Here is a 13,175-nt window from a genome sequence, read left to right on the forward strand (position 1 = left end):
GTAATGTTATAAAGAGCAGAAAAAGCAGGTAGATATATAGCGCCTGCTATATATCTACCTGTTGAGAAATATGCCAAAGTTCTTAACTTTTTGATATTATTGGGTTTTTGAGGTTATCTTGAAAGAAGTGAGTAGAATTATATAGAAGGGTGATATAAAGACGCTTCTTTTGAATTAACTGTTGTACAAACCCGCTGCGCGGGAGTGGTGCCACTTTTAAATTATAAGAGGCATTTTAGAAAATGCATAACCGGGTATTGCAAAATATATTTTCTGCGTACAGTGGTTATTTATCTAAAACTGCGCAGCCACTAAAAAATTTAAAGGCTATCTCCTCGATACAAGAATGCCGTACAAAATCGATGGGAAGCAGTTATTATCGTTGTAAGCACAACCATGTCACTGAGCAGCATCATTCTTGTAGGCATAGAAGTTGCCCCCTCTGCTCAGGCAGAAAACAGCTCCAGTGGGTTGATCAGCAGCGTCGTAAATTATTTGATACAGAACATTTTCATGTGGTCTTTACTATACCTCATGAGTATCTGCCGTTATGGCAATACAACGAAGAGAAGCTTGCAGATATACTCTTTTTGTCGAGCAAAGAAACCCTGTTTGAATTAATGGCGAGTAAAGACTATCACGGAGTAACTCCCGGGATGCTTATGGCTCTGCATACTTGGGGAAGACAGTTAACTTTACACCCTCATATACACTGCTTGATAACCGCTGGTGGTTTGACCTTAAGGGAAAAGTGGAAAGAAACAGGTGAGTATTTATTACCTGTTCGAGTGGTTAAGAGTCTTTATAGGGGAAAGTTTCAAGCGCTGTTACTAGAGCAGTATCGTGCTGGGTTAATCAAGATCCCTCCCAGTTGGCCCATTGGCCAGTTTGATATTCTCTTTAAAGCTTGCTATCGCAAAGAATGGTCAGTTCGTATTCAGGATCGATATGAGCATGGACAAGGAGTGCTTCTGTATTTTTCACGATATATCAAAGGTGGCCCGCTGAAGCCAAAGCAGATATTAAACGTGGATCATAAGGGGCTGGAATTTCGTTATTTTGATCACCGTGACCAGCGACGCAAGCGACTAAGGTTAAAGCCTGAAGAGTTCTTAAGACGTGTCTTGCAGCACATACCTCCAATAGGAAAACACATGGTACGGAGTTATGGATTATATGCTGGGTGTAATAAGAAAAAGCACGATCTATGTAGTAGTCAAGTGGGTTTAATGAAAGATCAACGACTCCCAGCTGGATTGCAAATCCAAGATCTGGTGGTAGAGTGTGGGCAGTGCCATGAATCTACAAAGTTGACTGGCAGAGTGTGGTCTAAGGCGAAAAAAGGAATTTCCTTTATAAAGGGGGCGGCTCGGCAAGATAGTGCCGGCGGGAATGTACAACATGGCGATGAACCAGACACTGCAGGAATGGGCCTCTTTAGTTCGGCCTAAATTCAATGCCAGGTCATTTTTTTTACCGCCTGCAGTGCAGGTTATCTAAGCGTTATGTGTCACCGTTAGCACAAGCTTGGATATTCAACAGAAATATGGATTTTCAATAGGTCGCATGAAAAGTTGGTTCATACCCGTTTCAATTGTTCTTCTTCTGCTCGTACTTGCTGTGGGCGTGCCGGCCATCATGCTTCAGTTAAAAATAGATAAGTGCTTAGATAGTGGCGGTAAGTTCATGTATGACAGTAAAGAGTGTGAGGTCGTAAAGTAGTTAATGTATCCAACACATAACAAGCAGCGGCAGAGCGACAGCCAACGCTACGCACCTTTTGTGTTACTCGCTGGCGCTCAAACATTAACACAAATTGCGCTCAGCGCTGGCTGCGCCTGCGCTGAGCGTTATTGTGGCGGTCGGTTTTATTGATTTTTCGTAGTAACTGAAAGTTTAGTGCCACTAAATATCAGCCAGTATTGAGCAGTTTTATTGATTGCTATTCAAGCAGTTTCGCTCCTAGAGCGTTCGCTCAGGTGCTGTAAAAAGAGGCAGTCCGCAGCAATTTCGTGGAGTGCCAGTAAGATAGGAATTGGTTGGGGAAAGTGCGGTATTCTTTCTTCGTAAATATTGGGCAGTGGCCAGCCAAAGTTGGCTGGCAGAGAGCAGGTAGGTTGTTCAGTGCGCGCCAGCTATAACCAGGCCAAGCAGGCTCGCCCAGCCCCTGTGGGGCTAGGCTGGACAGCCTACGCAGCGCGCTTCGCACGCAAACGCTCCGGCTGCCCCTGTTGGCAACGTTAAGCGCAAACATGGAAAGTCCAACTATCGTTAATAATCTTGATGGCTATCTTCAGTGCCTTAGAAGGCTTAGCAACAATGCTTGCGACTTCTGGGCAAATTCGTATGTACATGATGGCAATCTTGAAAAGGGGCTTATAAGCCACCTAAATGGCCAAGATGTGTCCATTGGTAAATCGTATAGAACCAATTACGAAGGCATCAGCGCTGAGTTATCCAAACACGTATTTCAAAAAGTAACCTGTGTAAGTGAAGACCAAAAAAATCTCATTGAATGGGATATAACCGAATACATTGAAATGGCTTGCAGAGAGGTTGATGAAGAAGCCAACCCAATTTACAAAGAACAATCTATGATCTTCCAGGCCAAATCAGAGTTTCATGGTGAATACATCTACTTGGTAGTTCCGGCTTCCAATCAGGCAATAGTTGTCGGTTTTGCAACACGCGCTTAACAAATTGCTGCATCCGACCACCTACACTCCGCCTGCTTTGTGCTGTACGCTTACGCTAGCACAAAGCAGCTACGCTCCGGTGGCGGCTGAGCAAGGCGTTATTGTGGCGGTCGATTTTATTGATTTTTCGTAGTAACTGAAGCTTTAGTGCCACTAAATTGCAGCCGATATTGAGCCCTTTTTACTGGTTGCTATTCAAGCAGTTTCGTTCCTAGGGTATTTGCTCAAGTGTGGTAGAGGTGGGCAGTCTGCTGCAATTTCGTGGAGTGCCAGTAAGATAGGAATTGGTTGGGGAAAGTGCGGTATTCTTTCCTCGTAAATGTTGGGCAGCGGCCAGCCAAACTATGGCTGGCAAAGTGCTAGTAGTCGGTCCCGAGCGCGCCAACCATAACCAGGCTAGGCAAGCTCGCCCAACCCCTACGGGGCTGGGCTGGACAGCCTACGCGTTGCTTCGGCTGCCCTTGCTAGCGGCGTTATGTGAGCAGGAAATAGAGCATATGGACATCGCGATACAAATGATTGATCAAGCTTGGCAATTACTTGTGCGTATTCCATTTTGGTTGTTGTTGTCCACACCATTGATAATCGTTCTCTACTTTTATGCAAAGAAAATCAGAAGCGTGCAGTGGAATATGGCAATAAAACTGTTGCTTTTTGTTCCACTTTCGGCCGTCTTACTTGCTCCAATGCCGGTTGGCATGTTCATAGCACTCGTGCCTAATGGTTTTTTGCTCTTTAGTGGCCTTGAGTACTACAGTAGGGTTTTTGCCTGGTGTGTTTCATCCATACTCGTATCAATGATAGTTTGTTACTTCGTAGGCAAGAAATACCTGAGACCCACATAACAAGTGACTATGGTTGCTCGTCAAGTTTTTAAGCCATGCTTTCATCCCAGTAGGTGTTATTTTTCACCATCGTATTCAGGATCGTAATCTGCTTTCTCATGCAGGCAATCAGAGCGACCTTTTTAGGTTTGCCAGCGTCGACCAATCGCTTATACATCGGTTTTAATTTGGGATGATGTTGTATGGCCGACATAATGGAAACAAACAAAACCGTTCGTACACGATGCCTTCCGCCTCGAATATACCTCTTTCCCTGGAAGCTGCCGCTATCACGGTTCATCGGGGCGACACCGACAAGTGCAGCGATTTCTTTACGGTTCAATTTTCCTAGCTCGGGAAGCTCACTCATCAACGTATAAGCCAATACATTTCCGACCCCTTTAGCACTCAACAATAGGTCGCGCCTTTGCCGCCACTCAGACACACTGTTAACCAGTTTATCCAGTTGCTTGTCGATACCTTGTATCTCCTTCTTGATGGTGTTTAGAATGGTCTGGATAGGCTTGTGTACTGATTTCGGCATCCTCTGAAGCCGATTCTTTTGCATTGTGCTCATCTCTAAACACTGACTTCTTACCGCCAGTAAGTCACTGATCTCCCTAAGCTTTTCTGGCTTTAGCACCGACAGCCTTGGTTTCATGGCCTCACCAAAATGTGCAATATCCATTGCATCTAGCTTGTCAGTTTTGGCGAGGCGCCCTGCGGATTTAGCGAAGCTTCTTATCTGCGAAGGGTTGCAAACAACAACAGGTAATCCTGCTTTGTCGGCGGCGCAAACAAACTCTAATTCGAGTCTTCCTGTAGACTCTATTAATACTCTTTGGGGTTTAAGAGGTTGTAATTGTTTAATGGCATCCTTAATGCCATTTTTATCATTGGCAACACTAAAGAATTGGCCAGTAGGTCTCACATAAATATCGAGTTGTTTACTGCTGGTATCGACACCGACATTGATCTCTTGAGGTTCCATAAGATAAGCTATCTCCGCCTTGCTATTCGGGCTCGAGGCCCACATGACTATTCGAGTTATGCCTAGTGAGTGTCTGTCACGTTCCTACTTGTTAACGGTCTTTATAAACCGGCGCAGCAACGAACTGTGACAAACAAGGCCTTCGGTGGCCGCCGAAGGTGGGTCTCAATTTACCCGTTAACGAAAAGGATTTTCAACATCAGAATCGGGCAAGAACAACCATACAAGTCAAAGCACGCGGACATGATAAAGCTGCCACCTTTTTTATTACAAAAAAGCCGCCAACTTTACCATGCCAGTGTTTGAGGCGTTAGGGGCCCCTCAGGGAACGGTCATGAAAGATACAAAAAAGCTGATTGAAGAACTCTATAAAATTACGAATGGGCTGAAAGAAATTCATCCACACAGAAACTTCACTCCGGACGGTATTCTAGTGGGCAGCATAGGCGAGGTATTGGCTGAATATCATTATGGCCTCACACCGTTGCCGCCTGGAGAAAAACAACATGACTGTCGTAAAGGAAATAAGTTAATCCAGATTAAGACAACACAAAATAAAGCTATTCAAATTGGCGAGCCATGTGAACATTTAATAGCCTTAAAGCTCCTTAGAGATGGTACAGTTACAGAGTTTTATAATGGCCCAGGTAAGCCAGTATGGGACAGAGTAAAAGACAAAAATCTGCCAAAAAATGGTCTGTACTCAGTTAGTTTGGGTGTGTTGAGTGCGATGATGGATAATGTTCAGGAAAACGAAAAGATCGAACGAGTAGAGCCCTAACAAGGCGATGAATTTCGTTCCGGCCTTGCAGGCCTCTACCGGACTGTCGCTGCTGTGCAGCGCCAGCCGATTATCGCGGCGTTAAGCATCAGATCAAGTTATGAGCATCGAAAAGGAAGCGAGAGAGTTCAAAGAAAAAACAGGGATAGAACTTCCTGTATCTTTAGTTGAACTCTACAAAGAAAAAGGAAATGGAGGCTTTGGCCCTGATTGTGGAATGCTTGGAATAATTACCGGGCACAAAACAGACTTAGACGACTCGATCTTGAGCTTATATCAGAGTTTTTGCTCCGGTGATCCAGATGATCCGAACTGGGTGTGGCCAAAAGAACTGGTGCCCTTCATCCATGTTGGCTGTGCAATTCACTATTGTATCGATTCAACCAGTAGCGCAAGTAGCGTCATTGAGTTCGACCCCACTGACTATGCCTCAGAGGTTGGACCCAAAGATCATTTCAGAGAGGTTTGTCCTTCTTTTATGGAGTGGGTAGCTAGCAATGTGTAAATGCTTAACAAATCAATCAACTTCGCGCCTACGGCGCCGGACAGCTAAAAGCGTGGCTTCGCCACAACGCTGCCGGTTATTGAGGCGTTAAGTTTTTTATGATCAAGCGCTTTATACACTGGATTGAGTTCATCGTGGTCGTATTACCATCTACGGGCATTGTTTTGTTTTCCACTTTGTTTTTCCCGTTTGGAGCATTACTCCGCCCTGAACTCATTATTCCAGCTTACATTGGCGGTATCGTTGGAGTATATTCACTGTGGAGAATGTTTTTGCATCTTGAGTTTGCAGTAGGTTTAAGGTCAAAAAAATATATCTATTACTATTTTGCTGGAGTTCTCAGTATTGTTTGCTTATTTTTAGTGGGTGAATTCAGTATTAATCAAGTGTTCAATCTGGTTACTACACTATGGGTTTTTCCAATTTTAGTTGGTGCTCATTGGGTATATAAAATTTTTCAAGGTGAATCTGAAACTTAACAAGTGACTATGGTTGCTCGTCAAGTTTTTAAGCCATACTTTCATCCCAGTAGGTGTTATTTTTCACCATCGTATTCAGGATCGTAATCTGCTTTCTCATGCAGGCAATCAGAGCGACCTTTTTAGGTTTGCCAGCGTCGACTAATCGCTTGTACATCGGCTTTAGTTTGGGATGATGCTGTATGGCCGACATGATGGAAACAAACAAAACCGTTCGTACACGATGCCTTCCACCCCGAATATATCTCTTTCCCTGGAAGCTGCCGCTATCACGGTTCATCGGGGCGATACCGACAAGTGCAGCGATTTCTTTACGGTTCAATTTTCCTAGCTCGGGAAGTTCACTCATCAACGTATAAGCCAATACATTTCCGACCCCTTTAGCACTCAACAATAAGTCGCGCCTTTGCCGCCACTCAGACACACTGTTAACCAGTTTATCTAGTTGCTTGTCGATACCTTGTAGCTCTTTCTTGATGGTATTTAGAATGGTCCGTATAGGTTTGTGTACTGATTTTGGCATTCTCTGAAGCCGATTCTTTTGCATTGTGCTCATCTCTAAACACTGACTTCTTACCGCCAGTAAGTCACTGACCTCCCTAAGTTTTTCTGGTTTTAGCGTCGATAGCCTTGGCTTCATGGCCTCACCGAAATGTGCAATATCCATTGCATCTAGCTTGTCGGTTTTGGCGAGACGCCCTGCGGATTTAGCGAAGCTTCTTATCTGAGAAGGATTGCAAACAACAATAGGTAATCCTGCTTTGTCGGCGGCGCAAACAAACTCTAATTCGAGTCTTCCTGTAGACTCTATTAGTACTCTTTGGGGTTTAAGAGGTTGTAATTGTTTAATGGCATCCTTAATGCCATTTTTATCATTGGCAACACTAAAGAATTGGCCAGTAGGTCTCACATAAATATCGAGTTGTTTACTGCTGGTATCGATACCGACATTGATCTCTTGAGGTTCCGTAAGATAAGCTATCTCCGCCTTGCTATTCGGGCTCGAGGCCCACATGACTATCCGAGTTATGCCTAGTGAGTGTCTGTCACGTTCCTACTTGTTAACGGTCTTTATAAACCGGCGCAGCAACGAACTGTGACAAACAAGGCCTTCGGTGGCCGCCGAAGGTGGGTCTCAATTTACCCGTTAACGAAAAGGATTTTCAACATCAGAATCAGGCAAGAACAACCATACAAGTGGCGGCATAATCGCCAGCAAAGCTGGCTGGACCTACGCACTGCGTGCTCCGGCCTATGCGCCAGGCGTTAAGCCTCTACCGAGATCGAGATGAATACGGAAGAATATCTAAATAAACTATTTGTAGATGCTGGTTGGTATGAAGGTAGAAATATCGAATTAGAGGACCTACGTGATATCGATACGGGACCACACTCAGCCGCAGTGAAAATCCTCAAAGAGTATGGAGGATTATCTGTCGGAGAAACTGGGCCAGGTAGAGAGTGTGCAGCGAGTGATATCGAATTCTATTCAAGGCCTCGTTACGAAGCCGATGGCATGTGTGAAGAATGGGAAGGTAAAGTTGGCCACCTAGTGGCTATTGCTAGTGCTCACCATCAAAATATTATGGTTCTGGTGGATTCTCAGAGCAATCTATACATATTTACAGATCCAAATGAACAGCTTTACTATGGTGGCTCATTTTCTAAGGCTACTGCGAAATTGTTACTTGGCTTAGATTATGGCCCCGCAATAGAAAAGGCTTAACAAGTGGCTGCAACCGACCGCAAAAACCGTCACTTGTTTTGCCAAAAATCTTGCAAAACAACCGCCATTTTTTGCGGCGGCTGAGCCAGGCGCTAAGTTTTATACACAAGTTTTTTAAGTTTTATTAAGTAAATCAATAAGTTACAGTTTAGCCCAGTAAGAACTACAGATTTGGCTGGATTATTATGCAGGACTGGGTCATGGACGAAGTAAGAAATCAGGTTATGGGTGATACACGCTTGAATAAGCGCTTGTCTAATATTCTCAGTAATTTAAGTTCAGACCCAAACAATAGCATTCCTTGTGCAAACAAAACTTGGGTAGAAACGTTTGCAGCTTATCGCTTTATCGAAAATGATAAAGTCAATTTTGACTCTATTATGAGCGGCCATAAATCGGCAACTCTTGAGAGAATCAAGGCGCAGCCTGTTGTTCTTATCCCACAAGATACTACTTTTCTAAATTTTGCCACTGACCTAGAAAGTAAAGAGATGGGAACACTTAGGCGTAAAGAGACCAACCAACAACTCTTGCACACCTCCATCGCGATAACACCATCCAGAATTAATTTGGGTGTTGTTGAAGGTAGTATGTGGCAGAGAGATAAGGAATCAAGTTCTAATTCCCGTTATACAAAGTCGATAAAGGATAAGGAGAGTCGACGCTGGCTAGACCATTACGAAACGGCTTGTCGGATACAAGAGCGGTGCCCTGAAAGCACAATTGTGAGTATTGCTGATAGAGAGGGTGATATTCATGAGTGGTTTCAGCAGGCTGAAGAACAAAGTGAACAGCGGCGGGCGAGCTATATCGTTCGAGCTAAGGCCAATCGCACTTTAGAGCTCGATGGAGAAGAAACAGTTTTGCTTTGGGATCATATGAATGAGCAGAAATCTGTCGGTCTATACACGGTAGATATTCCCAAACGGAATGGAGAACCTGGAAGAAAAGCCAAAGTCAGCGTATCCACTACTGAGATACGGCTACTTGGAAAAGGAAAATCTAAACGACCACTTTCTCTCTATGCTGTATTGGCTAAAGAATTAAACCCACCAGAGGGTGAAAAAGGCATTGAGTGGATGCTGTTAACTGATCTTCCAGTTGAAGACTATAAGCAGGCGAGAGTTATCATTGAGTGGTATCGAAGCCGGTGGGAAATTGAAACCTATTTTCGGGTGGTAAAAGGTGGATGCCAGATAGAAAGTAATCGTTTTAGAACAGAGCAGCGAATGTTGAACTGTATTGCGATCTATATGATTATTGGATGGCGACTACATTCGATAACTACACAAGCAAGAAGTCTTCCTGATGAACCATGTACGAGTGCTTACTCTGAAAAAGAATGGCGCATGGTATGGATGATGCGAGATAAAAGCTCCCCGCCAAATATACCTCCGAGCATAAGAGATATAACGCGTATGCTGGCAGGTCTAGGAGGATTTCTAGGACGTAAAGGGGATGGCGAGCCAGGGGTTAAAACTGTTTGGCAAGGATATGCTAAATTACTCCATTATATTGAAGCAGCAGAGGTTTTAAATGGACTTAGATAATGTGTATAAAACACAGGCCAGGCGTTATCCAGCTTCAGTCCGGTATTGGTAGTGGTGAAAAGGAAAAGAATTGGAAAAGAGAGTATTTCATAATTTAAGAATGATACTTTTATCTAGTGAAGAGAGTTTTTCTCTTGATTTAGGTGTTTCAAGTGGATTTGCTGATTTCAGTGTTTCCATCAGATTGAATGAAAAAGACTACATTGTTATAGATAGTGATGAAGAGAGAGCTGCCTTTCTCCAGGCCGCCCTTCATCATCCTTTTCAACTAAAAGATACCTGGCTTACTGAATCTGAACAGCGTAGTTACTTGGATATAATTCTTCATTCGCCGAAAGAGCAAGTTGAGGCCTTTTTAACAGAAAAAGATCACGGACGCGCACATGGTTCAATTTCCAATATGGTTCGCATAACTTGTGGGAGAGAACAAGCTACTTTGCGCTCTGGACATTGGTTCGAGCGGTAATCAAGCCATAATGAAGCGGCAGCAGGATAACAAAGCAAGGCACTATCGCAGCAAAACTGGCTGGACCTCCGCACTACGTGCTCTGGCCTGTGCTTGCGACGTTATTGTGGCGGTCGATTTTATTGATTTTTCGTAGTAACTGAAAGTTTAGTGCCACTAAATAGCAGCCAGTATTGAGCAGTTTTTATTGATTGCTATTCAAGCAGTTTCGCTCCTAGAGCGTTCGCTCAGGTGCTGTAAAAGAGGCAGTCCGCAGCAATTTCGTGGAGTGCCAGTAAAATAGGAATTGGTTGGGAAAAGTGCGGTATTCTTTCTTCGCAAATATTGGGCAGTGGCCAGCCAAAGTTGGCTGGCAGAGAGCAAGTAGGTTGTTCAGTGCGCGCCAGCTATAACCAGGCCAAGCAGGCTCGCCCAGCCCCTGTGGGGCTAGGCTGGACAGCCTACGCAGCGCGCTTCGCACGCAAACGCTCCGGCTGCCCCTGTTGGCAACGTTAGCACTACAAGGAGATATCGTGCATAAATCCATACTTTCTTTATTTCTAATTATTTTATTAGCTTCTTTTTCACTTAAAGCTGAAAATCATGAATACGAGGTAAGTAAAGTCGAATATAAAAACTTAGTTGCTAACTTATATTTACCAAAAGTTGAAAAAAACTTCCCGTGGTAATTGCCTTTGGAGGCTCTGAGGGCGGATTAGGTACTGGTAATGCTAATGGTGAAATGATCGCACCTCATGGTGTTGCTGTTTTAGGGCTAGCTTATTTTAAAGAAAAAGGTATTTCTCAAACACTAGATCAAATACCAATGGAGTATTTCATTGATGCAATTAACTATTTAGAAACTCACCCTTTAATCGACTCATCTAAAATTGGTGTGGTTGGTGGATCTAGAGGTTCAGAGGCTGCATTTTTGTTGGCAAGTATGGATTCTCGTATTAAATCTGTAGTTGTTACAACTCCAAGTAAGGTTGCTTGGTATGGTCTAACTGTGCCGAAGTCTGCTTGGACAATTGAAGGTCAAGACATTCCAGCTTTAGGTTTAGAGTTAGATTCAAATGCTAAGTTAATCGACAGATTTACTGTTGCATTAGAAAATAAAACTAACGTCAATAAATCCTTATTTAAATTTGAAAATATTAATGGCCCAATACTTCTGATTTCAGCAGAAAATGATCAAGTTTGGCCATCTTTTCAAATGTCTAAAGACATAGAGGTTTATTTAAAAAATAAGAAGTTTAAGCATAAAGTAGTGCATAATTCTTACAAAACAGGTCATGGGTTCAGTCAAGAGACAGCCCCTGAAATTAAAAAATCTATAATTAATCACTTTGTGAGTACATTGTAGTGCTAACAAGTCGTTTAAAAGGACAAAAAACAGTTGGCTTTTGCTCCTTCGTCGCTAATTTTAGCCAACAATTTTATTGCCTCTTAACGAGGCGCTAAGTTTTATACACAAGTTTTTTAAGTTTTATTATGTAAATCAATAAGTTACAGTTTAGCCCAGTAAGAACTACAGATTTGGCTGGATAATTATGCAGGACTGGGTCATGGACGAAGTAAAAAATCAGGTTATGGGTGATACACGCTTGAATAAGCGCTTGTCTAATATTCTCAGTAATTTAAGTTCAGACCCAAACAATAGCATTCCTTGTGCAAACAAAACTTGGGCAGAAACGTTTGCAGCTTATCGCTTTATAGAAAATGATAAAGTCAACTTTGACTCTATTATGAGCGGTCATAAATCGGCAACTCTTGAGAGAATCAAAGTGCAGCCTGTTGTTCTTATCCCACAAGATACTACCTTTCTAAATTTTGCCACTGACCTAGAAAGTAAAGAGATGGGAACACTTAGGCGTAAAGAGACCAACCAACAACTCTTGCACACCTCCATCGCGATAACACCATCCAGAGTTAATTTGGGTGTTGTTGAAGGTAGTATGTGGCAGAGAGATAAGGAATCAAGTTCTAATTCCCGCTATACCAAGTCGATAAAGGATAAGGAGAGTCGACGCTGGCTAGACCATTACGAAACGGCTTGTCAGATACAAGAGCACTGCCCTGAAAGCACAATTGTGAGTATTGCTGATAGAGAGGGTGATATTCATGAGTGGTTTCAGCTGGCTGAAGAGCAAAGTGAACAGCGGCGGGCGAGCTATATCGTTCGAGCTAAGGCCAATCGCACTTTAGAGCTCGATGGAGAAGAAACGGTTTTGCTTTGGGATCATATGAATGAGCAGAAATCTGTCGGTCTATACACGGTAGATATTCCCAAACGGAATGGAGAGCCTGGAAGAAAAGCCAAGGTCAACGTATCCACTACTGAGATACGGTTGCTAGGAAAAGGAAGATCTAAACGACCACTTTCTCTCTATGCTGTATTGGCTAAAGAATTAACCCCACCAGAGGGTGAAAAAGGCATTGAGTGGATGCTGTTAACTGATCTTCCAGTTGAAGACTTTAAGCAGGCGAGAGTTATCATTGAGTGGTATCGAAGCCGGTGGGAAATTGAAACCTATTTTCGGGTGGTAAAAGGCGGATGCCAGATAGAAAGTAATCGTTTTAGAACAGAGCAGCGAATGTTGAACTGTATTGCGATCTATATGATTATTGGATGGCGACTACATTCGATAACTACACAAGCAAGAAGTCTTCCTGATGAACCATGTACGAGTGCTTACTCTGAAAAAGAATGGCGCATGGTATGGATGATGCGAGATAAAAGTTCCCCACCGAATATACCTCCAAGCATGAGAGATATAACGCGTATGTTGGCAGGCCTAGGGGGATTTCTAGGACGTAAAGGTGATGGCGAACCAGGGGTTAAAACTGTTTGGCAGGGATATACCAAACTGCTCCATTATATTGAAGCAGCAGAGGCTTTAAATGGGCTTAAATGATGTGTATAAAACACAGACGAGGCGTTATGCATAAGACTTACCCACGTTTAGTAGACACCCTGTATAGTTAGGTTTAGGCCTAACACGGAGGTGTATCATGGGTAAGAAAAGAACTCAGGCGTATACGGAGGAGTTCCGCAGAGAAGCAGTTAAGAGAGCGGAAAAGCCTGGAGCAACAACGGCTTCTGTGGCGTGAGAGCTAGGCGTCAGCGCACAGCAGATCTACAACTGGCGTCGTCAATTTAATCGACTGTCTGATA

At 43.4% G+C, this 13,175-nt stretch carries 13 protein-coding genes; 11 read left to right on the forward strand and 2 right to left on the reverse strand.

Annotated features, from left to right (window positions below):
- The first annotated feature begins 257 nt into the window (after window positions 1-257).
- From ACJJIN_RS00450 to ACJJIN_RS00460, 3 genes are all read left to right on the forward strand, one after another.
- Window positions 258-1,451, forward strand: coding sequence for an IS91 family transposase (locus tag ACJJIN_RS00450; protein WP_444896458.1), 1,194 nt, complete (start codon window positions 258-260; stop codon window positions 1,449-1,451).
- Between the two features lie 801 nt (window positions 1,452-2,252).
- Window positions 2,253-2,696 (forward strand): hypothetical protein, encoded by a 444-nt coding sequence (locus ACJJIN_RS00455; protein WP_444896459.1) that lies wholly within the window; start codon window positions 2,253-2,255, stop codon window positions 2,694-2,696.
- 344 nt (window positions 2,697-3,040) lie between these two features.
- Window positions 3,041-3,541, forward strand: a complete 501-nt coding sequence (locus ACJJIN_RS00460) for a hypothetical protein (RefSeq protein ID WP_444896460.1) — start codon at window positions 3,041-3,043, stop codon at window positions 3,539-3,541.
- Between the two features lie 28 nt (window positions 3,542-3,569).
- Here ACJJIN_RS00460 and ACJJIN_RS00465 read toward each other — a convergent pair whose 3' ends face one another.
- Entirely contained in the window at window positions 3,570-4,511 is a 942-nt protein-coding gene (locus ACJJIN_RS00465) for an IS110 family RNA-guided transposase (protein ID WP_444896461.1), read from the reverse strand.
- A 334-nt stretch (window positions 4,512-4,845) separates the two neighbouring features.
- On the opposite strand from ACJJIN_RS00465, the gene ACJJIN_RS00470 reads away from it, so the two are divergent.
- From ACJJIN_RS00470 to ACJJIN_RS00480, 3 genes are all read left to right on the forward strand, one after another.
- Window positions 4,846-5,292, forward strand: a complete 447-nt coding sequence (locus ACJJIN_RS00470) for a DUF6998 domain-containing protein (RefSeq protein ID WP_444896462.1) — start codon at window positions 4,846-4,848, stop codon at window positions 5,290-5,292.
- Window positions 5,293-5,392: 100 nt separating this feature from the next.
- Complete coding sequence (locus ACJJIN_RS00475) at window positions 5,393-5,797, forward strand: SMI1/KNR4 family protein (RefSeq protein ID WP_444896463.1); 405 nt, start codon at window positions 5,393-5,395, stop codon at window positions 5,795-5,797.
- Between the two features lie 98 nt (window positions 5,798-5,895).
- Window positions 5,896-6,276, forward strand: a complete 381-nt coding sequence (locus ACJJIN_RS00480; protein ID WP_444896464.1) for a hypothetical protein — start codon at window positions 5,896-5,898, stop codon at window positions 6,274-6,276.
- A 28-nt stretch (window positions 6,277-6,304) separates the two neighbouring features.
- Here the strand turns inward: ACJJIN_RS00480 and ACJJIN_RS00485 are convergent, their stop codons facing one another.
- Window positions 6,305-7,291 (reverse strand): IS110 family RNA-guided transposase, encoded by a 987-nt coding sequence (locus ACJJIN_RS00485; protein WP_444896465.1) that lies wholly within the window; start codon window positions 7,289-7,291, stop codon window positions 6,305-6,307.
- A gap of 273 nt (window positions 7,292-7,564) precedes the next feature.
- On the opposite strand from ACJJIN_RS00485, the gene ACJJIN_RS00490 reads away from it, so the two are divergent.
- The 5 genes from ACJJIN_RS00490 (at window position 7,565) to ACJJIN_RS00510 (ending at window position 12,915) form a co-directional block, all read left to right on the forward strand.
- Entirely contained in the window at window positions 7,565-8,002 is a 438-nt protein-coding gene (locus tag ACJJIN_RS00490) for an SUKH-3 domain-containing protein (protein ID WP_444896466.1), read from the forward strand.
- Between the two features lie 185 nt (window positions 8,003-8,187).
- Window positions 8,188-9,552 (forward strand): IS4 family transposase, encoded by a 1,365-nt coding sequence (locus tag ACJJIN_RS00495; protein ID WP_507019861.1) that lies wholly within the window; start codon window positions 8,188-8,190, stop codon window positions 9,550-9,552.
- Between the two features lie 70 nt (window positions 9,553-9,622).
- Window positions 9,623-10,018 carry a hypothetical protein gene (locus tag ACJJIN_RS00500; protein ID WP_444896468.1) on the forward strand — a complete coding sequence of 132 codons (396 nt, stop codon included), beginning with the start codon at window positions 9,623-9,625 and terminating at the stop codon, window positions 10,016-10,018.
- Between the two features lie 661 nt (window positions 10,019-10,679).
- Window positions 10,680-11,363: an acyl-CoA thioester hydrolase/BAAT C-terminal domain-containing protein gene (locus tag ACJJIN_RS00505; RefSeq protein ID WP_444896469.1), complete on the forward strand. Its 684-nt coding sequence runs from the start codon at window positions 10,680-10,682 to the stop codon at window positions 11,361-11,363.
- A gap of 187 nt (window positions 11,364-11,550) precedes the next feature.
- Window positions 11,551-12,915: an IS4 family transposase gene (locus ACJJIN_RS00510; protein ID WP_444895875.1), complete on the forward strand. Its 1,365-nt coding sequence runs from the start codon at window positions 11,551-11,553 to the stop codon at window positions 12,913-12,915.
- Window positions 12,916-13,175: the final 260 nt, after the last annotated feature.

The sequence above is a fragment of the Microbulbifer maximicatervae (SeqCode) genome (assembly GCF_052467505.1).